Origin of the sequence: Nocardioides xinjiangensis (genome assembly GCF_017916385.1) — a bacterium.
In the GTDB taxonomy this organism is placed as follows: Bacteria; Actinomycetota; Actinomycetes; order Propionibacteriales; family Nocardioidaceae; genus Nocardioides; species Nocardioides xinjiangensis.
Genome location: NZ_JAFMSW010000001.1, coordinates 783,594 through 807,300 on the forward strand (window position 1 = coordinate 783,594; position 23,707 = coordinate 807,300).

Annotated in this window: 26 protein-coding genes; 7 read left to right on the plus strand and 19 right to left on the minus strand. The window is 73.7% G+C overall.

The annotated features are described in order from the left end of the window. The first annotated feature begins 61 nt into the window (after nt 1-61). A complete protein-coding gene (locus J3P32_RS03790) occupies nt 62-535 on the plus strand; it encodes a DUF2505 domain-containing protein (protein WP_210438514.1) in 474 nt (157 codons plus the stop codon). Then, a complete protein-coding gene (locus J3P32_RS03795; RefSeq protein WP_210438515.1) occupies nt 517-1,170 on the plus strand; it encodes a maleylpyruvate isomerase N-terminal domain-containing protein in 654 nt (217 codons plus the stop codon). Before J3P32_RS03790 ends, J3P32_RS03795 begins: the two co-directional genes overlap by 19 nt. Here J3P32_RS03795 and J3P32_RS03800 read toward each other — a convergent pair. Genes J3P32_RS03800 through J3P32_RS03815 form a run of 4 tightly spaced genes read right to left on the minus strand, consistent with a single transcriptional unit; the run spans nt 1,163 to nt 4,882 of the window. Continuing rightward, a complete protein-coding gene (locus J3P32_RS03800; protein WP_210438516.1) occupies nt 1,163-1,384 on the minus strand; it encodes a hypothetical protein in 222 nt (73 codons plus the stop codon). The two genes, J3P32_RS03795 and J3P32_RS03800, sit on opposite strands and share 8 nt — an antisense overlap. Before the next feature lie 38 nt (nt 1,385-1,422). Continuing rightward, a complete protein-coding gene (pruA, locus tag J3P32_RS03805; protein ID WP_210438517.1) occupies nt 1,423-3,051 on the minus strand; it encodes an L-glutamate gamma-semialdehyde dehydrogenase in 1,629 nt (542 codons plus the stop codon). A 32-nt stretch (nt 3,052-3,083) separates the two neighbouring features. After that, the gene (locus tag J3P32_RS03810) at nt 3,084-3,428 is read right to left on the minus strand and encodes a DUF6912 family protein (RefSeq protein ID WP_210438518.1); all 345 of its coding nucleotides are present in this window, start codon (nt 3,426-3,428) and stop codon (nt 3,084-3,086) included. Continuing rightward, nucleotides 3,425-4,882, minus strand: a complete 1,458-nt coding sequence (locus J3P32_RS03815; RefSeq protein ID WP_210438519.1) for a WS/DGAT/MGAT family O-acyltransferase — start codon at nt 4,880-4,882, stop codon at nt 3,425-3,427. The genes J3P32_RS03810 and J3P32_RS03815 overlap by 4 nt, the downstream gene beginning before the upstream one ends. Nucleotides 4,883-4,984: 102 nt before the next feature. Here J3P32_RS03815 and J3P32_RS03820 point away from each other — a divergent pair, with 102 nt between their 5' ends. Both J3P32_RS03820 and J3P32_RS03825 read left to right on the plus strand, forming a co-directional pair. Next, nucleotides 4,985-5,395 (plus strand): hypothetical protein, encoded by a 411-nt coding sequence (locus J3P32_RS03820; RefSeq protein ID WP_210438520.1) that lies wholly within the window; start codon nt 4,985-4,987, stop codon nt 5,393-5,395. Between the two features lie 2 nt (nt 5,396-5,397). Continuing rightward, complete coding sequence (locus J3P32_RS03825) at nt 5,398-6,735, plus strand: hypothetical protein (protein ID WP_307861572.1); 1,338 nt, start codon at nt 5,398-5,400, stop codon at nt 6,733-6,735. 19 nt (nt 6,736-6,754) lie between these two features. On the opposite strand, the gene J3P32_RS03830 is transcribed toward J3P32_RS03825, so the two are convergent. The 3 genes from J3P32_RS03830 to J3P32_RS03840 all read right to left on the minus strand — a co-directional run bounded on the left by J3P32_RS03830 (nt 6,755) and on the right by J3P32_RS03840 (nt 9,561). Then, nucleotides 6,755-7,606 carry a calcium-binding protein gene (locus J3P32_RS03830; protein ID WP_210438521.1) on the minus strand — a complete coding sequence of 284 codons (852 nt, stop codon included), beginning with the start codon at nt 7,604-7,606 and terminating at the stop codon, nt 6,755-6,757. A 74-nt stretch (nt 7,607-7,680) separates the two neighbouring features. Beyond that, nucleotides 7,681-8,982, minus strand: coding sequence for an AAA family ATPase (locus J3P32_RS03835; RefSeq protein WP_210438522.1), 1,302 nt, complete (start codon nt 8,980-8,982; stop codon nt 7,681-7,683). A 3-nt stretch (nt 8,983-8,985) separates the two neighbouring features. Then, entirely contained in the window at nt 8,986-9,561 is a 576-nt protein-coding gene (locus tag J3P32_RS03840; protein ID WP_210438523.1) for a CpaB family protein, read from the minus strand. A gap of 265 nt (nt 9,562-9,826) precedes the next feature. On the opposite strand from J3P32_RS03840, the gene J3P32_RS03845 reads away from it, so the two are divergent. Continuing rightward, complete coding sequence (locus J3P32_RS03845) at nt 9,827-10,066, plus strand: helix-turn-helix domain-containing protein (RefSeq protein WP_210438524.1); 240 nt, start codon at nt 9,827-9,829, stop codon at nt 10,064-10,066. 21 nt (nt 10,067-10,087) lie between these two features. Here J3P32_RS03845 and J3P32_RS03850 read toward each other — a convergent pair whose 3' ends face one another. The 3 genes from J3P32_RS03850 to sigE are packed head-to-tail and all read right to left on the minus strand — an operon-like array spanning nt 10,088 to nt 12,781. After that, a complete protein-coding gene (locus J3P32_RS03850) occupies nt 10,088-11,650 on the minus strand; it encodes a S1C family serine protease (protein WP_210438525.1) in 1,563 nt (520 codons plus the stop codon). Further along, complete coding sequence (locus tag J3P32_RS03855; protein WP_210438526.1) at nt 11,647-12,171, minus strand: anti-sigma factor family protein; 525 nt, start codon at nt 12,169-12,171, stop codon at nt 11,647-11,649. The genes J3P32_RS03850 and J3P32_RS03855 overlap by 4 nt, the downstream gene beginning before the upstream one ends. 1 nt (nt 12,172) lies before the next feature. Continuing rightward, the gene (gene sigE, locus J3P32_RS03860; protein ID WP_210438527.1) at nt 12,173-12,781 is read right to left on the minus strand and encodes an RNA polymerase sigma factor SigE; all 609 of its coding nucleotides are present in this window, start codon (nt 12,779-12,781) and stop codon (nt 12,173-12,175) included. A gap of 223 nt (nt 12,782-13,004) precedes the next feature. Here sigE and J3P32_RS03865 point away from each other — a divergent pair, with 223 nt between their 5' ends. After that, complete coding sequence (locus J3P32_RS03865; RefSeq protein ID WP_307807690.1) at nt 13,005-13,664, plus strand: O-methyltransferase; 660 nt, start codon at nt 13,005-13,007, stop codon at nt 13,662-13,664. Here J3P32_RS03865 and J3P32_RS03870 read toward each other — a convergent pair. Genes J3P32_RS03870 through J3P32_RS03880 form a run of 3 tightly spaced genes read right to left on the minus strand, consistent with a single transcriptional unit; the run spans nt 13,661 to nt 15,686 of the window. Beyond that, complete coding sequence (locus J3P32_RS03870; protein ID WP_210438528.1) at nt 13,661-13,999, minus strand: hypothetical protein; 339 nt, start codon at nt 13,997-13,999, stop codon at nt 13,661-13,663. The genes J3P32_RS03865 and J3P32_RS03870 overlap by 4 nt on opposite strands. Beyond that, the gene (locus J3P32_RS03875) at nt 13,999-15,516 is read right to left on the minus strand and encodes a leucyl aminopeptidase family protein (RefSeq protein WP_210438529.1); all 1,518 of its coding nucleotides are present in this window, start codon (nt 15,514-15,516) and stop codon (nt 13,999-14,001) included. Before J3P32_RS03875 ends, J3P32_RS03870 begins: the two co-directional genes overlap by 1 nt. A gap of 2 nt (nt 15,517-15,518) precedes the next feature. Then, on the minus strand, nt 15,519-15,686 hold the full coding sequence (locus J3P32_RS03880; RefSeq protein WP_210438530.1) for a DUF3117 domain-containing protein: 168 nt from the start codon (nt 15,684-15,686) through the stop codon (nt 15,519-15,521). A gap of 180 nt (nt 15,687-15,866) precedes the next feature. On the opposite strand from J3P32_RS03880, the gene J3P32_RS03885 reads away from it, so the two are divergent. Then, nucleotides 15,867-16,679 (plus strand): enoyl-CoA hydratase/isomerase family protein, encoded by an 813-nt coding sequence (locus tag J3P32_RS03885; protein ID WP_210438531.1) that lies wholly within the window; start codon nt 15,867-15,869, stop codon nt 16,677-16,679. A 132-nt stretch (nt 16,680-16,811) separates the two neighbouring features. Here the strand turns inward: J3P32_RS03885 and J3P32_RS03890 are convergent, their stop codons facing one another. From J3P32_RS03890 to ileS, 6 genes are all read right to left on the minus strand, one after another. Beyond that, on the minus strand, nt 16,812-17,597 hold the full coding sequence (locus J3P32_RS03890; RefSeq protein WP_210438532.1) for a M14 family zinc carboxypeptidase: 786 nt from the start codon (nt 17,595-17,597) through the stop codon (nt 16,812-16,814). Beyond that, nucleotides 17,597-18,019 carry a hypothetical protein gene (locus J3P32_RS03895; protein ID WP_210438533.1) on the minus strand — a complete coding sequence of 141 codons (423 nt, stop codon included), beginning with the start codon at nt 18,017-18,019 and terminating at the stop codon, nt 17,597-17,599. Before J3P32_RS03895 ends, J3P32_RS03890 begins: the two co-directional genes overlap by 1 nt. Before the next feature lie 16 nt (nt 18,020-18,035). Then, nucleotides 18,036-18,332 (minus strand): DivIVA domain-containing protein, encoded by a 297-nt coding sequence (locus J3P32_RS03900; protein ID WP_210438534.1) that lies wholly within the window; start codon nt 18,330-18,332, stop codon nt 18,036-18,038. A 16-nt stretch (nt 18,333-18,348) separates the two neighbouring features. Further along, the gene (locus J3P32_RS03905; protein WP_210438535.1) at nt 18,349-19,143 is read right to left on the minus strand and encodes an LOG family protein; all 795 of its coding nucleotides are present in this window, start codon (nt 19,141-19,143) and stop codon (nt 18,349-18,351) included. Beyond that, a complete protein-coding gene (gene dapE / locus J3P32_RS03910; protein ID WP_210438536.1) occupies nt 19,140-20,198 on the minus strand; it encodes a succinyl-diaminopimelate desuccinylase in 1,059 nt (352 codons plus the stop codon). Before dapE ends, J3P32_RS03905 begins: the two co-directional genes overlap by 4 nt. A gap of 220 nt (nt 20,199-20,418) precedes the next feature. Beyond that, a complete protein-coding gene (ileS, locus tag J3P32_RS03915) occupies nt 20,419-23,646 on the minus strand; it encodes an isoleucine--tRNA ligase (protein WP_210438537.1) in 3,228 nt (1,075 codons plus the stop codon). Between the last annotated feature and the right edge of the window lie 61 nt (nt 23,647-23,707).

Below are 23,707 nucleotides of genomic sequence, written 5' to 3' on the forward strand. Positions count from 1 at the left end.
ATGATGACGACACCGGTCGCGGGATCCCGCCGACTGCCGCCAGCACCGGAAGGACCCCAGGATGGGCAAGCGCGTGGTCAAGGACCTCACCTACGACGCCCCGCTCGAGGAGGTCGCGGCGATGCTCACCGACCCGGCCTTCCGCGAGCAGGTCCTCGACCGGATGAAGGTCGTGCGGGGCGAGGTCACCGTGGAGGCCGGCGTCGTCACCATCGACCAGGTGCAGTCCGCCGCCGGTCTGCCGTCCTTCGCCACCAAGCTCGTCGGCGACGAGATCCGCATCGTGCAGGTCGAGGCGTGGCGCACCCCCGGGCACGCCGACGTCGAGGTCACCATCCCCGGCAAGCCGGGCGAGATGACCGGCACCGCGGCGCTGACCGAGTCCGGCGGCCGGACCACCGAGCGGATCGAGCTGGAGATCACCGTCCGCATCCCGCTGATCGGCGGGAAGATCGAGGGCCTGGTCGCCGACATGCTCGGCAAGGCGCTCGAGAAGGAGCACGAGACGGGTGTGGAGTGGCTCGCGCGCCGATGAGCCTGGTGCGCGAGGCGTACGACGCGCTCGCCTCCGTGGTCGGCGGCCTGGCCGACGACCGGGCGTGGGAGCCCACCGGCTGCACCGGCTGGGCGGTCCGCGACCTGGTCTGGCACCTCCGCGCGGACGCCGTCCGCGGCCTGGTGGCCGCGCACACGCCGGCAGGGCGCCCGGCCGACTGCGACGCGGTGACCTACTGGGGCGCCTGGGGAAGCGACCCCGCCGCCGACGAGCGGAGCCGGCGGATGACCCGCGTCGAGGCGGGTCTGCACGACTTCGCCTCCCTGCGGGAGGGCTACCTCGAGGCCGCCGCGGCGGCGGTCGCGGCGCTGACCGCGCTGCCGGACGGCGCCGTGCTCGCGACCCAGGGCCGTGCGATCAGCGCCGCGGACCTCGCGAGCACCCTGGCCGTGGAGGCCACGCTCCACCACGCCGACCTGGTCGCGCACCTCGTGGCGGCGGGTCCCACCGCCGCCGGCCTGGCGGAGTCGCGGCGCGTGGTGGAGGGACTGCTCGGCCGCTCGTTCGACGGCTGGGCCGACGCGCGGGTCGCCCTGGTCGGCACGGGCCGCGCCGAGCCGACGGCGGCCGAGCGCGACGACCTCCGCGACGCGCGGCTGCCCGTCTTCAGCTGAGCGGCTCGCGCCCCTCGGCCGTCGGCTCCGCGGCGTCCGCTGCCCCGGCGGACTCCGGGCCACCTGCCGCGCCGTCGTCCGCGCCGTCTGCGCGGACGTCCTCCCCACGGCGCCGCCAGATGACCAGGCCGAGCACCGCGAAGGGGCCGAACGCCAGCAGCAGCGTCAGGATCTGCTCGTAGGGGTGCAGCGCACCGAGGTGGAGGAGGATCATCGGGACCATCCTCCCCCACCCCTCTGCCGTCCCGGGCGTCAGCCCTGGTGGGGGTAGAGGTGCTCGGTCGGCGGGACGAAGTTCTCCTTGATCGAGCGCGGCGAGGTCCAGCGCAGCAGGTTGACCGCGGCGCCGGCCTTGTCGTTGGTGCCCGACGCGCGGCCGCCGCCGAAGGGCTGCTGGCCGACGACGGCACCGGTGGGCTTGTCGTTGATGTAGAAGTTGCCGGCGGCGAACCGCAGGGTCTCGCGCGCCCACGCGATGGCCGCACGGTCCTGGGCGATGATCGCGCCGGTGAGGGCGTACGGCGCGAACGACTCCATCTGCGCGACGACGGACTCGAACCGGTCGTCCTCGAAGACGGACACCGCGAGGATCGGTCCGAAGTACTCCTCGGAGAACATCTGGTCGGTCGGGTCGCTCGACTCGATGATCGTGGGGCGCACGAAGTACCCCACGGAGTCGTCGGTCTGGCCGCCGGCGAGGAGCGTGAGGTGGTCGGTGCCCTCGACGCGGGCGATCGCCGACTGATGCTTGGCGAAGGCCCGGTCGTCGATGACCGCGCCCATGAAGTTGGACAGGTCGGTGACGTCGCCCATCGTCAGCGCCTCGGTGTCGGCGATGAGCTGGTCCTTGATCCTGGCCCACACCGAGCGCGGGACGTAGGCCCGCGAGGCGGCCGAGCACTTCTGGCCCTGGTACTCGAACGCACCGCGGATCATCGCCGTGCGCAGCACGTCGGGGTCGGCCGAGGGGTGGGCGACGATGAAGTCCTTGCCGCCGGTCTCGCCCACGATCCGCGGGTAGGCGCGGTAGCCGCTGATGTTCTCCCCCACCGTGCGCCACAGGTGCTGGAACGTCGGGGTGGAGCCGGTGAAGTGGATGCCGGCGAGGTCGGGGTGGGCGAGGGCCACCTTCGACACGTCCAGTCCGTCGCCGGGCAGCATGTTGATGACGCCGGGCGGCATGCCGGCCTCCTCGAGCAGCTCCATCGTCAGCGACGCGGCCAGCTGCTGCGTCGGGGACGGCTTCCAGATGACCGTGTTGCCCATGAGCGCCGGGGCGGTGGGCAGGTTGCCCGCGATCGCGGTGAAGTTGAACGGCGTGATCGCGTAGACGAAGCCCTCGAGCGGCCGGTGGTCGGTGCGGTTCCACAGCCCGGGGCTGTTGGCGATCGGCTGGTCGGTGAGGATCTGCTTGGCGTAGTGGACGTTGAACCGCCAGAAGTCGATCAGCTCGCAGGCGGCGTCGATCTCGGCCTGGACGGCGGTCTTGGACTGCCCGAGCATCGTTGCGGCGTTGAGCCGCTGGCGCCAGGGTCCGGCCAGCAGGTCGGCGGCCTTGAGGATGACCGCGCACCTCTCGTCGAAGGGCATGGCCTGCCACACGGGGGCGGCCTCGGCCGCGGCCCGGACGGCGTCCTCCGCGTCCTGGGTGGTCGCGCTGCGCAGCGTCCCGAGGACGTGCTGGTGGTCGTGGGGCTGGACGACCCGCACCTCGGCGCCGCCGCCGTCGCGGCGCTCGCCTCCGATGACGGCCGGGAAGGTGCGCTGCTCGCCCTCGATGCGGGCGAGCTCGGTGACCAGCGCCTCGCGCTCCGGGGTGCCGGGTGCGTAGGTGAGGTTCGGCTCGTTGGTGGGAGCCGGAGGGAAGGTGATCGCGTCCATGCGGCTGATCGTGTCAGACCGCCTCACGCGCCTCAAAGGGAGGCGATGAGGTCGCCGACCTCCTGCGTCGCCCACCACGCGAGGTCGTCGTCGGGATCGGCGTCGTCGTCGGTGTCGACGTGCACCGCGACCACGTCGCGCCACGCTGCCGCCGCGTCGGCGGCCGCGGTCTCGACGACCACGACGACCCGTCGCCGCCGGCCGTCGGGGAGGGCGGACACCAGCTCGGCCGAGGCGTCGGCGGCGGTCATGAGTGCGGCGTACTCCGTCTCCTCGCCGTCGTCGGCGGCGAGGACCGCGCCCTCGAGCCGGGGGCCGTCGTCCGCCCAGTCCTCGGCCAGCCGCTCCAGCGTCGTCGGGACGTAGCGCCGGGTCACGTGCCGCCCGCCTTGCCGGGGCCCGCGCCGTTGCGCCCGCGGGGCGCCCGCGGCCGGGAGTCCGACGCGGAGTCCTTCAGCTCCTCCAGCGCCTCGAGCACGCACTGGCCCAGGACGTCGGCGTCCGGCACCGCGTCGCGGTCGGCGGTGATGCCGTAGAACACCGATCCGTCGTAGGAGGTGACCCCGATCGCGAGCGGGTGGTCCGGGAGCAGCGGGTGCACGGGGTAGGACTCCAGCATCCGGGCGCCGTCGGCGTAGAGCGGGAACTGCGGGCCGGGGACGTTGGTGATCGAGACGTGGAAGCCGCGCCTGAGCTCCGCGGTGGCGAGGCGTGCCCCGAGGGCGTGGAACGTCGTCGGCGCGAAGCCGGCGATCCCGGCGAGGCGCCGGGCCGAGACGTTGCGACCGTTGTCGCGGTGGGCCTTGAGGTCGTAGCTCACCTGGTGCAGCCGGACGACCGGGCTCGGCTCGCTGATCGGCAGCTGGACGAGGTGGCCGGTGACCTGGCTGCCGAGCGAGGTCGCCTCGAGCTCGTCGTCGATGACCGACATCGGGACGATGGCCTTGATGGTCCGCAAGCCGCCCAGCGACTCCGCTCGCGTCATCAGCCAGCCGCGCAGGCCGCCCGCGAGGGTGGCGAGGATGACGTCGTTGACGGTGCCGCCGTGCACCTCGCGGATGGCGCGGTAGTCGGAGAGCCCGGTGCGCACGGTCACGAAGCGGCGCTGCTGGGAGAGCCGGCGCTGCACCGGGGTGGAGTGCACCGGACCGCGCCCGGCCAGCGCGTTGGCCACCTCGGCGACGCGGGCGCCGGACGCCGTCGCCGCCCGGCCGAGCGACTCGGCGTTCGCGCGCGTGGTCATCCACAGGGTGCGCGGGCTCTCGAGGGTGTCGGTGACCGCGTTGAGCGCGGCCGCCACCGGCCCGGCCGTGCGCCGCGGGCGCCAGTCGTCGTCGCCACCCAGCGTCGAGCGGTCCGGCGAGGTGTCCAGCAGCACCTGGCCGATGTCGACGGTCTCGCGGCCGTCGACGAGGATCTGGTGGCTCTTGGTGAGCAGCGCGACGCGTCCGTGCTCGAGACCCTCGACGAAGTAGCACTCCCACAGCGGCCGGCTGCGGTCCAGCGGCCGGGAGGCGATGCGGGCGACGAGCTCGCGCAGCTGGTCCATCGACCCGGGGCGCGGGAGGGCGGAGCGGCGTACGTGGTAGCCGAGGTCGAAGTTCTCGTCGTCGACCCACGCCGGGTTGGCGAGTCGGCCCGGCACTTGCTGGAGGCGCTGGCGGTAGCGCGGGACGAACGCGATGCGGTCGGCGATGAGCTGGACCAGCCGGTCGTGGTCGAAGCCGGACTCTCCCGGGTCGAAGATCTCGACGGTGGCGTTGTGCATCGGCGTCGTGGGGGACTCGGCGGCCAGGATGGCCAGGTCCCGCGGCCGGAGCCGCTCGTTCATGGGTCGCCCCTTCCTGGAGCCGGGTCGTCGATCCTTTGTCCCGCATGGGATTCTGGCAGAGGCCCGGGCAGGGCCCGCAGCACCAGTCGAAGGAGAAACCCTGTGTCCGGTCGCGGTCGTCCGCGCCTCGCGCCCCTCGTCGCCCCCCTCGTCCTCCTCACCCTCCTCGCGGCGGGCCTCGCCGCCTGCGGCGGCGACAGCGGCGGGGACACCGCGCCGGCCGGGAACGGCTCGGCCCGGTCCGACGGCGACACCGTGGCCGTCACCGTCACCCGCGAGGGCGACACCTTCACTCCCAACGGCGAGCGTGTCGAGCTCGCGACGGGCCAGGCCCTGGTGCTCACCGTCGAGGCGGACGAGGCCGGCGAGCTGCACGTGCACAGCACCCCCGAGCAGGAGATCGCCTACGACGAGGGCACCTCCGAGCACGAGATCACGATCGACCGACCCGGCGTGGTCGAGGTGGAGAGCCACGACCCCGACGTGATCCTGCTCCAGCTCGAAGTGCGGTGAGCGTGGGCCGGCTTGACGTGGGCGGCTCGATCTCCGCCCACGGCCTGGGTGGTGCCAAGGACCTGCCGATCCCGGCGGAGCTCGCGATCGCCGGTGCGGTCGCGGCCCTGGTCATCTCCTTCACGGTCCTCGCCGTGGCGTGGCGCGAGCCGCGCTACGACCCCGCCACCAGCGGCCGTCCGGCTCCCGCCTGGCTCGACCGGTTCGCGTCGTCGCGGGCGCTCGCCGTCACGGCGCGGGTGCTCGGCATGGCGTTCTTCCTCTACGTCGCCGCGGCCGCCGTCTTCGGCAAGGACAGCCTGATCAACCCGTTCCTCGGCACGTTCTACGTGCTGCTGTGGGTCGGGCTCGTGCCGGCGTCGCTGCTCCTCGGGCCGGTGTTCCGGGCGATCAGTCCCGTGCGCACGATCAGCATGCTGTTCGCGCGGATCTCCGGGGTGCCGGAGGGCGAGGGCCTGTACGCCTACCCCGCCCGCTTGGGCTACTGGCCCGCGGCCGCCGGGCTGTTCGCCTTCGTCTGGCTGGAGCTGGTCTACCCGGCCTCGACCGACCTGGGTCCGGTGCGACTGTGGTGCGCGGCGTACCTGGGCATCATGCTCATCGGCTCCGCCGTGTGGGGCACGACCTTCCTCGAGCGCGCGGACCCGTTCGAGGTCTACTCCTCGCTCGTCGCCAGGCTCTCGATCTGGGGACGTCGCGACGGCGTGCTGGTGCTGCGCAGCCCGCTGGCCAACCTCGACACCGTCGTGCCTCGTCCGGGACTGGTCGCGGTCGTGGGCGTGCTCTTCGGCAGCACCGCCTTCGACTCCTTCCGGGAGTCGACGCCGTGGCTCAAGCTGGTGCAGTCGCTGTCCACCAGCCGGGTGCTGCCCGACACGGTCGCCCTCGTCGTCTTCTCCGCCGGGGTCGCCCTCGTGCTCGCCGTCGCGACGATGGCCACCGGGGTCACCAGCGACACCCCGAGACGGGCACTGCCCGACCTCTTCGCCCACTCGGTCGTGCCCATCATCGTCGGCTACGTGGTCGCCCACTACCTCAGCTACTTCGTCGAGTACGGCCAGACGACGGTGATCCAGCTCAGCGACCCGTTCAGCCGCGGCGACGACTACCTCGGAACCGCCGACCTGCAGGTCAGCTACTGGCTGTCCTCGCACCCGACCTTCCTGGCGGTGACCAAGGTGCTGGCCGTGGCGCTCGGCCACGTCGTCGGCGTCGTCGCCGCGCACGACCGGGCGATCAAGCTGCTGCCGAGGCGGCACCAGCTCACCGGTCAGCTGCCGATACTGGTGGCCATGGTGGGGTTCACCGTCGGCGGGCTGTACCTGCTGTTCGCGGCGTGACCGCTCCTGGGCGACGCTCCTAGGCGACCGGGCCGTACGGCCAACCGGCCGGGGGCACGTCCGTGACCGTGACGATCTCGCACGAGCCCCGGTAGTCGATGACGTCGGCGGGGTCGCGGCGACCCACGAAGACGACGCGGTCAGCGGTGCCGCTGTCGTGCTGGGTCGGGTCGTCGCAGTGGATCTTGTCCTGCTGGCCGTCCGGCAGCACGTAGATCGTGTCGTTGCCCTGCTCGCCGAAGACCCGGTCGGCGCCGGGGCCGAGGAAGACGACGTCGTCTCCCTCGTCGCCCTTCACCTTGAGGTCGTCGCCCTCACCGTCGATGAGCAGGTCGTTGCCCGGGCCGCCCTGGATCGCGCCGTCGTTGCCCGGACCACCGTCGATCCAGTCGTTGCCGTCGTTGCCGATGTGCTTGTCGACGCCGTCGCCGCCGAGGAGCCGGTCGTCGCCCTCACCGCCGCCGACGGTGTCGTTGCCGCCCTCTCCCTGGACGACGTCGTTGCCGGCGCCGGCGGTGAGCTTGTCGCTGCCGTCGCCGCCGAGGAGGTGATCGTCGCCCTGACCGCCGTCGATGGAGTCGTCGCCGTCCCCGCCGGAGCCCGCGTCGTTCCCGCGCTGCAGGGTGATCCAGTCGTCGCCGGCGTCCCCGGCGACGACGTCGTGGCCGTTGCCCGCCCACACCTTGTCGTCACCGCCCCGGGCGGCGACGCGGTCCTGCCCGCCGATCGACATGATGCGGTCGGGGCGGTTCTTGCCGTTGATGACGTCGTCACCGGTGGTGCCGGTGCGGAGCTTGGCCGACCAGGCAGGGGCGGCGGCCAGGACGACGACGAGGCTCGAGACGGTGGCGATGCGAAGGTGGCGTGACATCAAGATCTCCTCACGATTGCCACCCAATCTACGTCAAATCTTGACGCTTTCTAGAATCTCGTTCGACCGACTCCTCACGACGGGCCGCCACGGCGCCGCGGTCGGGCGCGGGTGCCGCCGCGCAGCGGGAGCAGCCGGGGGCGGCGGGGGCGTCCGTCGTCGGCCCCGGCCAGGGCCGGGAACACGGCGTCGGCGAGGGCCGACAGGCCCTGGGTCAGCGCGGAGTCACCCAGGTCGGCCACCGGCCGGCCCGACACCGCGGCGCGGTCCAGCAGGGCCCGGTCCTCGGGCAGGAAGTGCAGGCCCGCGACGCGGCTGAACCCCTCGACCATCCCGGCGATCTCCTTCTCCGACCAGCCGATCGTCGCCCGCATGCGGTTGACCACCACCCGCACGGGCACGCCGGGCGTGCGCTCCCGCAGGTCGACGAGGCCGCGGGCGAGGCGCGTCAGGCCCACCGGATCGGCCGACCCGACGGCCGCGACCTCGTCGGCCTGCTCGAGGGCCGCGAGGGTGAGCGCGTTGCGCGCCGGCCGGGCGAAGTCCGAGCTCGCCTCGTCCTCGAGGGCGAAGCCCGTGTCCACGACCACGTGGCCCTGGCCGCGGGCGCTTTGCAGCAGCTGGTCCACCTGCGCGGGACGCACCTCGCGCCACCGGTCGGCGCGCGGGAGGCCGGTCACCACCGCGAGGTGCGGGCCGACGCCGCGGCACACGGACGCGAACCTCTCGTCGAGCTGGCCGGCCGCTGCCAGCCGCGACGCCGAGAGCAGTCCGGACACCTCGTCGAGGATGCCGAGGTGCTGGGCGACAGTGCCGCCGTAGGGGTCGAGGTCGGCCAGGACGACGGCGGCCTCGCGGCGCGCGACCTCCCAGGCCAGGTTGGTGGCCACGGTCGTCCGGCCGGGCGCGCCCGCCGGGCCCCAGACCACGACGACCCGGCCCCGGTCGCGCTCGCCGGCCGCGACGTCCGCCAGGGGGACGTCGACGGACGGCCGGTGGTCGCCGTCCCGGGTGTCGGCGACGTCGTCGACGGTGGTGACCACGCCCGGCAGGGACGCCAGCTCGCCGGACCCGACCACCGCGGAGATGCCGAGGCGCTGGGCGTGCTCGCGCACGTCGAGGTCGTCCGACCGCGCCGACGTCACGGCGACGGGGCGCACGGCGTGGCGGCGCAGGAGGGCCACGCTCGCCGGGTCGAGCCCCGGCGCGTCGAGCGACACGACGGCCACGTCGGACTGCCCGGTGGCGACCGCGGCCAGCAGGTCGTCGACGTCGACGCACCGCTTCAGCACCACGACCCCCGGGTGGGCCTCGAGGTCGGCCATCGCCGGCGACTCCCACGGCTCCCCCGCCGCCAGCAGCAGCACGGAGATCACGGCTCAGCCCCGCCCGACGACGCGGACCCGGTCCTCGCCGCTGGCCGCCAGGACCAGGCCGAGCGACTCCTCGTCGGTCTCCGGCACGGCGATCACGAGCTGGCGCCTGGTCGCCGCGGCGAACGCGTCGGACACGACGGGCGCGTCGAGGACGACCACGTCGCCGAGCACCCGCTCGGCGGCACTCCGAGAGCCCCTGCTCCCCAGCGCACGGTCGGCCACGACCCACACGTCGACCAGCGAGCCCCGCCCCAGGTCGGTGGGCACGTGCTCGGCGGCGACGGCGATGGAGACCGCGACCGTGTCGTCGGCGGCGTCCTCCCCGAGCGCCGCCTCCGGCACCAGCTCCCCCGCCGACACCGGCCGGGTGAGGGTCGCCGCGGCCGGCAGCTCATCCTCGACGCCGAGGTAGCGGTCGCGGTCGGCCGGGTCGTCGAAGCGCAGGCGCGTGGGGCGCAGGTCGTCGGCCGTGAGCGGCTGCCCCGCGACCAGGTCGGAGGACGCCGACCAGACCGTCGTCATGTCGTCGGCGCCCGCCATGATCCGGGCGCCGGCGACCACGGAGCCGGTGACGAGCACGACGCCGACCCACAGCCGGGGGTCGCGCCACCCCGGCGCGCTCGCCCGGGTCGCCGGGGGGACGTCGGTCGCCCGCGCCCCGGGCCCGGTCGGAGCCCGCGCAGCGTCTGCGGCAGCGCCGTGGGACAGGATGCGAGGAGGACGGTTCCGAGAGCTCCGAGACACCCGGCCATCATCGCCGCACCGGCCGGTCTTCACACCTGCCGCTCCACAGGTCCCGGCCGGGCGACGGTCGGAGCCGACCGGCCGGTGGCACGATGGGGCCATGGCCGACGACACCCGCTTCCTGACGCTCGCCGACGTGGCCGAGGTGCTCAACACCTCCAGCGCGCAGGTCTACGCGCTGGTGCGTCGCGGGGAGCTGCCGGCCATCAAGATCGGCGGTCGCGGCCAGTGGCGCGTCGAGAGGGTGCAGCTCGAGGAGTTCATCCAGCGGATGTACGCCGAGACCCGCGAGTTCGTCGACCGGCACCCGTTCGTCGAGGCCGACGCGGGCCCCGACTGAGGCGCGCGGGGCCGTGCTGCGTCACCCCACCTTGCCGTCGAGCTCGATCTCGACGACGCGCTCCTCGCCGCCGCGGATCACCGACATCTCGACGGTCTCCCCGGGCAGGTGGGTGCGGATGGCCACGATGAGCGCGATCCCGTCGTTGACCGGCTGGTCGTCGACGGCGACGATCACGTCGTCCTTCTCGAGCCCGGCCCGCTCGGCGGGGGTGTCGGGCAGGACCTCGGTGATGGTCGCGCCCTCCGCGTCGGGCTCCCCGCCGGTGCGCACCTGGGCGCCGATCACCGGGTACTCCGCGCGGCCGGTCCGCAGGATCTGGTCGACGGTCGTGCGGACCTGCTCGATGGGGATCGCGAAGCCGACGCCGATGTTGCCCGACTCCGCGGACGCGCCGCCGGTGGTGGCGATGGCGGAGTTCACGCCGACGACCTCGCCCGCGAGGTTGACCAGCGGGCCACCGGAGTTGCCCGGGTTGATGGCCGCGTCGGTCTGGACGGCGTTGATGTAGGACGAGTCGTCGTCGGACTCACCCGACGTGGTCACCGGACGGTCGAGCGCGCTGACGATGCCCGCGGTCACCGTCTGGCTCAGCCCGAGCGGCGCGCCGAACGCGACCACCGGGTCACCGACGTGCAGCACCTGCGACGCCCCCAGCGCCGCGGGCTCGAGGCCTTGGGCGCCGTCCACCGCCAGCACCGCGAGGTCGTACACCGGGCTGCGGCCGACGACCGTGGCGTCGTGGCGGTCGCCGGAATGGTCGATGACGACGATCGGGCCGTCCTCCTCGGCCGCCGAGGCGACGACGTGGTTGTTGGTGACGACGTGGCCCTGCCGGTCGAGCACGAAGCCCGACCCGGTGGCGCCGGCTGACTGGCCGTCGAACTCGGCGAGGATCTGGACCGTGCTGGGCAGGAGCGCCTGGGCGACGGCCGGGACGGATCCGTTGTCCGCCTGGAGCGGCGCGGCGGTGCGCGTGCTCACCCCGCTGAGGCCGTTGTCGTTGGTGCCGCGCGGAGAGGAGAGCTCGTCCTGCAGCGCGCCACCGGCGAGGCCGCCGAGGACGCCCACCACGAGCGCCAGGCACGCGACCGCCGGCCACACCCAGAGCGGCAGCCTCCGGGGGCGAGCCGGTCCGGGCGCGTACGGCGGGCGGGGTCCGGGGCCGAACCAGCCGGGCGGCTGCTGCTGCGGACCGGGGTCCGGGCGCTGCGCGAGACCGTGCTGGGGCGCGCCCGCGGCGGCTGGGTACGCGACCGTCGCGGGCGGCGGCTCGCCGTAGCTGCCGCGGTGGAGCGGCGGGCCCGGCTCGCCGGCCGGGCCCGCAGGCGGGATGGCAGCCGGCGGCGCGACCGAGGGTCCGGCAGCCGGTCCGGGCGGCGGTCCGGCGAGCATCCCGTCGTGCCCGGGCTGCGCATCGGTCTGCGCATCGGTCTGCGCACCGGCGCCCGCGTCGGTCCCGGACGCCGACTCGGAGGTGGGGCCGCGCCAGCCGGCGAGCGGCTGCGTCGGCTCGTCGGACCCCGTCGGGTCGGCTGCCGGCCGGCCGTGGGGCTGCTCGTCGGGCCGCTGGTCGTCGCTCACGGGGCAATCTTCTCCCGGATCGCCACGAGCCGGTCGGCCAGGGGCGTCCGGGAGGGTGGGACCGGCCCGCGGGCGGAGCGGTCGTCGACCGTGACCACCGGGGCCACGGGGCCCGTCGGGCGGCTCAGGTCGGTGACGGGCGGCCGGGGGTCGATCCGCGGGGTGTTGGCCACGCCGAGGGCCAGCACGCCGACGACGCAGGCGCTCGCGGCACCACCACCGATGGCGACGAGGCCTCGCCGGGACCGGTGGGCCGCCCCGGTCGCCGCGACGCCGGGGCCGGAGGCGGGCTGCAGCGACGAGCACCGTCCCATGAGCGAGGACTTGAAGTCGTGCGACGGCGAGCACGACCCCGAGGGACCAAGGGACAGCTGGGCGAGCCGGGTCTTCACCCAGCCCTCCTGCTCGACGAGGTCACGGCAGGCGTGGCAGGCGTGGACGTGGGCCCAGCACCGCTCCTCCTCGTCGGGGGCGAGCCGGCCGTCGAGCAGGGCGCTGACGCGCGATCCGAGGTGCGTCATCTCAGGACACCTCGCCCCGCGGGTGCCTGGCGACCGGTCCCGAGTAGCGCGAGCGCCCGGCGGCCGGCTCCCGGTGGGCGAGTGCCTTGCGGAGCATGGTCCGGCCGCGGTGGATCCGGGAGCGCACGGTGCCGAGCTTGGCGTCCAGGATCTCGGCGATCTCCTCGTAGCTGAGGCCCTCGACGTCGCACAGCACGACGGCGGCGCGGAAGTCCGGGGGCAGCGTGGCGAGCGCGGTCTCGATGTCGTCGTCGAAGGTCCGCTCCGCCACCGCGAGCTCGGGGGCCGGAGCCGGGCTGGTGAGCCGCGCGGCGCGCTCGTCGGAGAGCGCGTCGAAGCGGATCCGCTGCTTGCGGCGGGCCCCGTCGAGGAACAGGTTGGTGGTGATGCGGTGCAACCAGCCCTCGAAGGTGCCGGGGGTGTAGGAGTCGAGCGAGCGGAAGACCCGGACGAAGACCTCCTGGGTGAGGTCCTCGGCGTCGGGCCGGTTGCCGGTCAGCCGGTAGGCGAGGCGGAAGACGCGGTCGGAGTGCTGCTCGACCACCTCGTCCCACGTCGGTACCGCGGCTCCGGCCGGCCCGGCCGGGGTGGTGTCGAGCTGGTCACCCACGGGTGCCCCCTCATTCGTCTTCCTCGACCGCAGCTGCAACGGTTCACTGTCCTTCCTGACGCTAGGAGGGCCGCCTGAGAGTTGCCTGTGAGCCCCATGCGCTCCGACCAAGAACTGCCGGACCGGGTCCCGGGCACCCGGTGGCCGACGAGGACTCCAACGAGCGGGGAGCGGCGTGTGTTCCCGGCCACGTCGGGAGGTCGCCGCGCGATAGAGTCGCCGGGTGCCGAACAACACCGCGCCGATCACGCCCGCGAGCTGGTCCTACGCCGAGTCGTTCGTGGCCGAGGACGAGGTCCTCGCCGCGGCGCGCAGCCGGGCCGAGGAGGTCGGCGTCGCCCCGGTCGGCTCGGGGGTGGGTGCGGCGCTGCGCTTCCTCGCCTCGGTCCTCGACGCCCGCGCGGTCGTCGAGATCGGCACCGGCACCGGCGTCTCGGGGCTCTGGCTGCTGCGCGGCATGCGCTCCGACGGCGTGCTGACGACGGTCGACATCGAGGCCGAGCACCAGCGCCTGGCGAAGGAGACGTTCACCGAGGCCGGCATCCCCGGCAACCGGGCCCGCACGATCGCCGGCGCAGGGCTCGACGTCCTCCCCCGGCTCACCGACGGCCACTACGACCTGGTGTTCTGCGACGGCGACAAGCGCGAGTACGCCGCCTACCTCGCGGAGGCGGTGCGCCTGCTGCGACCGGGCGGCGTGGTGGCGTTCGACAACGCGCTCTGGCACGACCGGGTGGCCGACCCGGCCCAGCGCGACGAGGAGACCGTCGCGATCCGCGAGCTCGGCCGAGCGGTCCTCGACCACGAGGCGCTCGTGCCGGTGCTGCTGCCGGTCGGCGACGGCCTGCTGGCCGCCAAGAAGGAGTGGGCGCCCGAGGCCTAGGCCGGCGGCGCGGCCACGAAGCCCGCCCCGCCCTCGGCGACGGCGACGACGTCGCACGCCTCGATGAGGACCGGGGACGTGCCGATGATCTGCGAGCCCGGCGACTCGTCTGCCCCCTCGGTGAACGTGCGCTGGAACTCCTCGCGCTCCCGGCTGCTCGCGAACACGTAGCAGCCCTCGAACCACTGGCCGGGGACCTGGCGCCAGGTCTTGGAGCGCAGCCCGGGCATGTCGGTGAAGCGCGCGTGCGAGGTCTCGGCGACGTAGGACGCGAGCCGGTCCTCCGTGCCCTCGGGCGCATCGACGAGCGACCAGCGGACCGTGAGGCCGAGCATTAGGAGACCCCGGCGAGCGGGTCGTCGGAGCCCAGCCACGACAGCAGCAGGCGCGGGCCCCAGCCGCTGGGGCCGGCGGTCCACTCGTAGCGCTCGGCCGGCGACTCCGCGGCGGAGGCGAAGTCGAGGTGCGCCCACGGCACGTCGCCGGCGAAGTGCTGGAGGAACAGGGCGGCGGTGATGGCCCCCGCCCCGCCGGCGGCGTTGTCGCCGTCGGCGATCCGCGAGGCGACCTTCTCCTCGTAGTCGGCGACGAGCGGCATCCGCCACGCGTTCTCGCCGGAGGCCGCCGCCGCGGCCTCCACGTGCCCGGCGAGCGCCTCGTCGTTGGCGAAGTAGCCGCCGGTCCACTGGCCCAGCGAGACCTTCATCGCGCCGGTGAGGGTGGCGATGTCCACCAGCGCGGCCGGCGCGAGCTCGCGGACGGCGTACGCCATCGCGTCGGCGAGGACGAGACGGCCCTCGGCGTCGGTGTTGTTGACCTCCGAGGTGCGTCCGCCGAAGTGCGTGATGACGTCGCCGGGGCGCATCGCGGACCCGCTGACGGCGTTCTCCGCGGCGGGGACGAGGCCGACGACGCGGACCGGGCAGTCGACGTCACGGAGCGCGCCCATGGTCGCGATGACCGCCCCGCCGCCGCTCATGTCGCGCTTCATCGTCAGCATGCCCTCGCTGGGCTTGATGTCGAGGCCGCCGCTGTCGAAGGTGATGCCCTTGCCGACGAGGACGACCGTGGGCGTCCTCCTCGAGGCGCCGCGCGGGGTGTAGTCCATGCGGATGAGGCGGGGCTCGTGGGCCGAGCCGCCGCCGACGGCGAGGATGCCGCCGAAGCCCTCGGCCTCCAGCCGCGCGGTGTCCCAGACCGTGACGTCGAGTCCGGACGCCTCGCCGACCTCGACGGCCTGCTCGGCGAGCCAGGCCGGCGTCTTGAGGTTGGCCGGGACGGTGGCGAGCACGCGCGAGCGCCACCCGGCGCCGCCCAGCGCCAGCGCCCGGGCCAGCTCGTCGTCGGCGCCGTCGTCGCTGACGCCGGCCAGCACGATCCGGGCGACGGGTCGCTCCTTCGGGCCGGCCGAGCGCCAGTGGAAGGAGAACGAGCCGAGCATGGCGCCCACCACGAACGCGGCGAGCCCCTCGTCGGGGGCGATGGCGGCGACCGACGAGACCACGCTGGCGCGGTCCTTCGTCGCCCGGGCGAGCGTCGCTCCCGCCCGGCGGAAGTCCGTCACGGTGGCGTCGCCGACGCCGACCAGCAGCACGAGGCCGACGTCGTCGCCCGCGGGGACGGTCGTCACCTCGCCGGTGCGGCCGGTGGCACGCGCGGCCTCGAGCGCCCCGAGAAGGTCGATCCCGAGGGCCTCGGCGGCCTCGTCGGCGCCCGGACCCAGCAGCGGTCCGGCCTCGTCGGGCAGCACCGGGAACGCCCACACCTCCGCGCCGCCGATCTGGTGCGGCAGGTTGGGGCTGAGGGCGAACTCGGGTGGCGAGACCTGCGTCGGCAGCGCGGTGGTGGGCACGATCAGCCGACGACGTCCTTGAGGGCGTCGCCGAGTGCGGTGGCCTCCTCGGCGTTCAGCTCGACCACCAGCCGCCCACCGCCCTCGAGCGGGACGCGCATGACGATGCCGCGCCCCTCCTTGGTCACCTCGAGCGGTCCGTCGCCCGTGCGGGGCTTCATGGCGGCCATCGGCGCACCTCTTCCTGTCCAGCCAGCAGTGGATGTGGCTCTTCACATGCGAATCGAGGCGGCTGAGTCGTGCCTGGCCACCCCGATCGGCGTCGTACGGCGCCCATTATCCCCCATCCCCCGCGTGATCGGCACCACAGGGCGGGCGGACCCGTGTCGCCCGTCGGGCAGACTGCCCCCATGACGCCGCCGCCCGCCACCGACGCGCCCCCCGTCCTGCTCGACGTCGAGGACGCCGTCGCCACGATCACGCTCAACCGGCCCCACGCCATGAACGGTCTCGACGTGGCCACCAAGGAGCTCCTGCGCGACACCGTGCACCACGTCGCCGCCGACCCGGAGGTGCGGTGCGTGGTGCTGACCGGGAGCGGCCGCGCGTTCTGCGTCGGCCAGGACCTCAAGGAGCACCTGGCCGGACTCAAGGGTGACGCCGCCGTGCCGCTCTCCAGCACCGTCGAGCAGCACTACAACCCCATCGTGCAGGCGCTGGCGACGATGCCGAAGCCGGTGGTCGCCGCCGTCAACGGCGTCGCGGCCGGCGCGGGGGCGAGCCTGGCGTTCGCCGCCGACTTCCGGGTCCTCGCCGACTCCGCCGGATACAACACCTCCTTCGCCGGGGTGGCGCTGTCGTGCGACACCGGCTCGAGCTGGACCCTGCCGCGGCTGGTGGGGCGCGCGAAGGCGATGGAGCTGCTCTACTTCCCCCGCACGATCGGCGCCGACGAGGCGCTCGAGCTGGGCCTGGCCACGCAGGTGGTGCCGGCCGAGGAGCTCCCGCGCGCCGTCGGCGAGCTGGCTGCCCGGCTGGCGGCGGGCCCGACGGTGGCGTACGGCGCCATCCGGCAGACGGTGGCGTACTCCGCGGCCCACCCGCTCGAGCAGTCGCTCGCCTTCGAGGCCGACCGGATGGCCCTCACCGGCGCCACGGAGGACCACCTCGCCGCGGTCGACGCGTTCGTGGCCAAGGCGGAGCCGGCCTTCCGCGGCCGCTGAGCCGAGGGATCGCCGGCTGACCGCCGGGCCGGCGCCAGCGTCATGCGGACCGGCGGCTGTACGTGCCGCTTCGTATGACGCAGCCCCCGCCGACGGCCCAGCGTCATGCGGACCGGCGCCCACACGCAGGAATCAGCGGCGGGTCCGGTGGGCGCCGAGCACCCGCAGCAGCTGGCGGGGCGCCGCGACGCCCATCCGGTGCCGCGAGGGCCGGCCGCCGTACTCGACGGTCAGCGCGGAACCGGCGAAGCGGTGGTTGAACCACATCGTCATGGTGCCGTGGCACAGCCCGCCGCAGTCGAGCGAGGTGCGCGGCAGCCGCAGCGCCCGTGCCAGCCGCCGGGCGAAGCGGGGGTCCTTGGTGTCGGTGTCCACGCCGTGCAGCGGCTGGTGGAAGCTGATCACCCGGCGCGGGTCGACCTGGCGCAGGAACGCCATCATGGCCCGGGTCTCCGGCTCGCTGCCCGGCCGCGGCCCGGACTCGTGGCTGCCGTCGAGGTCGGCCCAGCGGTGCGGGAAGTTGCGATTGAGGTCCACGCCGCGGGCGTTGCGGCGGGTGCCGCGCGCGAGGCCGTCGGGGTTGTACGTCGGCACCACCCACAGGTCGAGCCCGCGGACGGGACGGCCGTCGCGCAGCGCCTCCAGGATCCGGCGGGTGGCCGGCTCGTCGCCGTGCATGGTCGAGACGAGGACGACGCGTCGCTTCCCGGGCTCGCCGAGGCGCCAGGCGCGGACCGGGCGGCCCGCGACCGAGTGGCCGATGGTGCGGACCTCGACGACCGCCGGGCGGGGCGCCGGCGACGCCTCGACGGCGCGGGCGCCGGTCGGTGCGACCGCAGCCGGACCGGCCACGAGCCCGGCGACGAGCCCGGTGAGGAGCAGCGCGAGCGAGGCCGCGTACGCACCGGGGCGGGGCATCAGACCGCCGCGTCGAGGTAGGCGTAGGTGAACACGAGGACACCGGCCACCATCCCGAGGTGGGCGAGCAGCGACAGCCCCGGGCCCTTGCTCCAGGAGTCGCCGGCGGCCTCGGGGACGTGGCGTCCCCTCGCCGGCAGCCACCGCGCGAGGATCAGCAGGCCGCACAGGGCGGTGATCCACCACAGCGCGATCGCGGCGATCCCCACCAGCGGTCCACCGACGAAGGAGTCCTCCGGGGCCACCAGCACGCCCAGCCACAGCACCAGGGCCAGCATCCCGGCCACGAAGTGCGCGGTCGGGAGCCGCCGGCTGATCGAGAACCGGCCGGCCGCTCCGTCGCGGCCCAGGCGCAGGCGGGTCAGCACGATCACCACGGCGGCGAGTCCGGTGAGGATCCACACGGCGGTCGGGAACGACATGGTCGCGGAGTCTGCCCTAGTCGCGCGCTGCCTCGCCAGACGGGCCGTCGGCGTCCGGCGCCCCCGACGCCCGGTCCTCCATCTCGGCGGCGAGGCGCGCCAGGAGCGCGTCGACGTCGGACATCCGGTAGCCGCGCACCGCCAGCGGGAAGCGGACGGCGCGCAGGTCGTCGGGCCCGATCGGGCGGTCGGTGGGCAGCACGACGTCGGGACGGTCGTCGTACGCCGGCGGCATCGACCCGCCACGGCCGGACGCCACCATCGCGACGCCGCCCATGGCGAGGACGACCAGCGCGGCGAAGAGCCACGTCATCGGCGGACCACTCCCCTCACTCGGGCCGCTCGGGAGCCGGCGTGGGCCACCGGTCCTCCCGGGCGGCCACCATCAGCTCGACGGCCTCGTCGACGTCGTCGGTGAGGACCATCATGTCGAGGTCGGCTGCGTTGATCTTGCCCTCGGCGAGCACCGTCTCGCGCAGCCAGCCCAGGAGCCCCTGCCAGTACTCCGTGCCGATCAGCACGATCGGGAACGAGGTCACCTTCCGGGTCTGCACCAGGGTCAGCGCCTCGAAGAGCTCGTCGAGCGTCCCCAGCCCGCCGGGCAGGACGACGAAGCCCTGGGAGTACTTGACGAACATGGTCTTGCGGGCGAAGAAGTAGCGGAAGTTGATCCCCTTGTCGACCCACTGGTTGAGCCCGGACTCGAAGGGCAGCTCGATGCCGAGCCCCACGCTCACGCCGCCGGCCTCGGACGCGCCCTTGTTGGCGCCCTCCATCGCGCCGGGTCCGCCCCCGGTGATGACGGCGAACCCGGCCTCGACGAGCTTGCGGCCGGCCTCCTCGGCGACGGCGTAGTGCGGGTGGTCGGCCGGCGTCCTCGCCGACCCGAAGACCGCGATGGCCGGCCCGAGCTCGGCGAGGGCACCGAACCCCTCCACGAACTCCGCCTGGATGCGCAGCACCCGCCACGGGTCGGTGTGCACCCAGTCGCTCGGGCCGCGCGAGTCCAGCAGGCGCTGGTCGGTGGTGCTTCCCTCGTCCACCTGGCCGCGGCGCTCGATGACCGGGCCCTTGACGCGGTGCTCGGGAAGCCGGCCCGACAGGTGCTCTCGTCGGTCGGTCATGCCAGCCACTCCTTGAGGACCCGCTCGCACCGCTCGACGTGCTCGGTGGGCACGTGCTCGTCCTGCTTGTGGGCGTACATCGGGTCGCCGGGGCCGAAGTTGACCGCCGGGATCCCCAGTCGCGTGAACTGGGCGACGTCGGTCCAGCCGAACTTGGGTGCCACCTCGCCGCCCACGGACTCGACGAACGCCCTCGCCGCGGGCCGGTCGAGACCGGGCATCGCCCCGGCCGCCATGTCGGTCACCGTGACGTCGTAGCCCTCGAAGAAGTCGCGCACGAACGCCTCCGCGTCGCGCTCGCTGCGGTCGGGCGCGAAGCGGAAGTTGACCTCCACGACGCACTCGTCGGGGATCACGTTGCCCGCGACGCCGCCGCGGATCCCGGTGGCGTTGAGCCCCTCGTGGTAGGTCAGGCCGTCGATCTCCGGGCGCCGGGGGACGTACTCGTTGAGCCGGGCGAGCACGGGGCCGGCGAGGTGGATGGCGTTGACGCCCTTCCAGCTGCGGGCGCTGTGCGAGCGCTCGCCGGTGGTGCGGACGTCGACGCGCATGGTGCCCTGGCAGCCGGCCTCGATCGCGGCGTTGCTCGGCTCCATGAGGATCGCGAAGTCCGCCTGCACGAGGTCGGGGTCGCTCTCGGTGAGCTTGCGGAGGCCGTTGTGGACCGAGTCCACCTCCTCGGCCTCGTAGAAGATGTAGGTGAGGTCGCGGTTGGGGCTGGTGACGTCGGCGGCCAGCTTGAGCATCACCGCGTCGCCGCCCTTCATGTCGCAGCTGCCGAGCCCGTGGAGGACGCCGTCCTCGAGGCGCGAGGGCAGGTTGTCGTTGAGCGGCACCGTGTCGAGGTGGCCGGCCACCACGACGCGCTCGTCCCGCCCGAGCTCCGTGCGCGCCACGACGGTGTGGCCGCGGCGGGTGACGACCAGGTGCGGCAGGCCGGACAGCGCCGCCTCGACCGCGTCCGCGATCTGCTGCTCCCGGTGGCTGACGGACTCGATGTCGACGAGCTGCTGGGTCAGGGTCACCACGTCGGCGGACAGGTCGAGCTCAGGCATGGCCCCGATTCAACCAGCCGCTCCGCGCTCCGCGTCGCCGGGCGCTCCGGGCCGACCGCAGCGCGCCGAGCAGGTCGCGGTCGACGGACCCGCAGCCGGTCGCGCTCCAGGGCCCCGGGTCGAGGCGGTGGTGGTGCACGGTCCGGTCGTCCTCTCCCCGTGCGTGCGTGTCCTGTGTACGTGCGCGCGTGCGCGTGACTGTGTGGCGCGCCGCTCGCGCTCAGCCCCCGACGCCGTCCGCGGTCACGTCGATGCCGAGCTCGGGCGCATCGGCGTAGGACACCGCGGTCGCGAGCGTCTCCTCGGCGATCAGCGCCTCGTGCGTGCGGGCGGCGGCCATGGTCTCCGCCGGCCCGGCGAGGGCCAGGCGGATCCGGTCGCTGACCTGCAGGCCGGCGTCCTTGCGCGCCTGCTGGACGGCGCGCACCAGGTCGCGGGCGGTGCCCTCGGCCTCGAGCTCGGGCGTCACCGCGGTCTCGAGGACGACGAAGCCGCCGCCCGGCAGCATCCCGATGGCGGTGTCGTCGGCCGCGGTGCCCGCGACGGTCTCGAGGACGTACTCCCCTGCCAGCAGCTCGAGGCCGCCGGCCGTCACCGTGCCGTCCTCGGCGACCGACCAGTCGCCGGACTTCGAGCCCCTGATCGCCAGCTGGACGTCCTTGCCGAGCCGCGGTCCGGCGGCGCGCGCGTTGACGGTGAGCCGCTGGGAGACGCCGTACGACGCCGCCTCGGGGGCGTCGGCCGCGAGGAGCGTGACCGACTTGACGTTGAGCTCGTCGGCGACCAGCCGGTCGAAGCCGGTGAGGTCGGTGTCGGTGACGACGGTGAGTCCCGACAGCGGCAGCCGGTTGCGGAGGTTCGCGGCCTTGCGCAGCGCCGAGCCGGCCGAGCAGACGTCGCGGACGGTGTCCATCGAGGCCACCAGCGCGTCGTCGGCCGGCAGGCCGTCGACGGCCGGCCAGTCGGTGAGGTGCACCGACCGCTCGCCCGTCAGCCCGCGCCACACCTCCTCGGTGGTCAGCGGCAGCAGCGGCGCGGTGAGCCGGCAGACCACCTCGAGCACCGTGTAGAGGGTGTCGAACGCGTCGGCGTCCTCGCTCCAGAACCGGTCGCGGGAGCGGCGGATGTACCAGTTCGTCAGCACGTCGAGGAAGGCGCGCGTGCTGTCGCACGCGGCGGCCACCTCGTAGTTGTCGAGCTGGTCGGTCATGGTCGCGACGTGGTCGCGCAGCTTGGCCAGGATGTAGCGGTCCATCGGGTGCGCGCTGTCGGTGCGCCACGTGGCCTCGCGCCCGGCACCGCCGTCGGCGGCGTTGGCGTACAGGGTGAAGAACGACCAGCTGTTCCACAGCGGGATCAGCACCTGCCGCACCGAGTCGCGGATGCCCTGCTCGGTGACGACGAGGTTGCCGCCGCGCAGGATCGGGCTCGACATCAGGAACCAGCGCATGGCGTCGGCGCCGTCGCGGTCGAAGACCTCGCGCACGTCGGGGTAGTTGCGCAGGCTCTTGGACATCTTCTGGCCGTCGTTGCCGAGCACGATGCCGTGGCTCAGGCACGTGGAGAACGCGGGACGGTCGAAGATCGCGCCCGCGAGCACGTGCATCGTGTAGAACCAGCCGCGGGTCTGGCCGATGTACTCGACGATGAAGTCGCCCGGGAAGTGGTGCTCGAACCAGTCCTTGTTCTCGAACGGGTAGTGCACCTGCGCGAACGACATCGAGCCCGAGTCGAACCAGACGTCGAGGACGTCGGTGACGCGGCGCATCGTCGACTGCCCCTCCCCCGGCGAGCGGGGGTCGTCGGGGTTGGGCCGGGTCAGCTCGTCGACGTACGGCCGGTGCAGGTCGGGGTTGCCGTCCACGTCGTGCGGCAGCCGGCCGAAGTCGCGCTCGATCTCCTCGAACGAGCCGTAGACGTCGACGCGCGGGTACTCCTCGTCGTCGGACTTCCACACCGGCACCGGGCTGCCCCAGAACCGGTTGCGGGTGATCGACCAGTCGCGGGCGTTCTCCAGCCACTTGCCGAACTGGCCGTCCCGGATGTGGTCGGGCACCCAGCGGATCTCCTGGTTGAGCGCCATCAGGCGCTCCTTGACCTTGGTCACCTCGACGAACCACGACGAGACGCCCTTGTAGATCAGCGGCTGCCGGCAGCGCCAGCAGTGCGGGTAGGAGTGGTCGTAGGTCTCGCGGCGCACCAGCACCGTGCCGGGCGTGACGGAGCCCGTCGCGCCGTCGCCACGGGTGGCGGCCTTGAGGTGGTCGATGATCTGGAGGTTGGCGTCGAAGACCTGCAGGCCCTCGTAGTCGGTGACCGGGAAGGTGAACCGGCCGTCCTTGCCGACCGGCATGACCGCCTCGATGCCCTCGCGGTCGGTGACGACCTTGTCGTCCTCACCGAAGGCGCCGGCGGTGTGCACCAGCCCGGTGCCGTCGGTGGTCGTGACGAACTCGGCCGGCACGAGCCGGAACGCGCGCTCGTGGCCCTCGTAGTAGGAGAACGGCGGTGCGTACTCGAGCCCGACGAGGTCCGCGCCGGTGCCGCGCCAGGTGACCTCCGGGTCCTCGCCCAGCTCGCGGGCGTACGACGCGAGGCGCGCCTCGGCGAGCAGGTAGCGCTCGGGGCTGCCGGTGGGCCTGTCGGACCCGACCACGACGTAGTCGATGTCCTCGCCCACCATGACCGCGAGGTTGGAGGGCAGGGTCCACGGCGTCGTCGTCCACACCAGGACCTTGACGCCCTCGAAGTCGCCCGGCGTGGTGACGTGGTAGCCGACGGTGACGGCGGGGTCCTGCCGCATCTGGTAGACGTCGTCGTCCATCCGCAGCTCGTGGTTGGACAGCGGGGTCTCGTCCTGCCAGCAGTAGGGCAGCACGCGGAAGCCCTCGTAGACCAGCCCCTTCTCGTGCAGCTGCTTGAAGGCCCAGATGACCGACTCCATGAACTCGGGGTTCATCGTGCGGTAGTCGTTGTCGAAGTCGACCCAGCGCGCCTGGCGGGTGACGTAGTCGCGCCACTCGCCGGTGTACTTCAGCACCGACTGGCGGCAGGCCTCGTTGAACTTCTCGATGCCCAGCTCGACGATCTCGTCGGTGGTCTTGATGCCGTTGAGGCGCATCGCCTCGAGCTCGGCGGGCAGGCCGTGGGTGTCCCAGCCGAAGCGACGCTCGACCTTGCGCCCGCGCATGGTCTGGTAGCGCGGGATGAGGTCCTTGACGTAGCCCGTGAGCAGGTGGCCGTAGTGCGGCAGGCCGTTGGCGAACGGCGGGCCGTCGTAGAAGACGAACTCGTTGGCGCCGTCGGGCCCCGCCTCCCGCTGCTCGACGCTCGCGCGGAAGGTGTCGTCGGCCTCCCAGTAGGCCAGCACCGCCTCCTCGATCTCAGGGAAGCGCGGGCTGCCGGCGACGCCTCGGGCGTCGGTGTGCGAGACCTTCGGGTAGGCCATCTGGGTGCTCCTCGCGGTGCGTCGTACGACTCGGGCTGTCACCACGAGGACGATCGGCTGA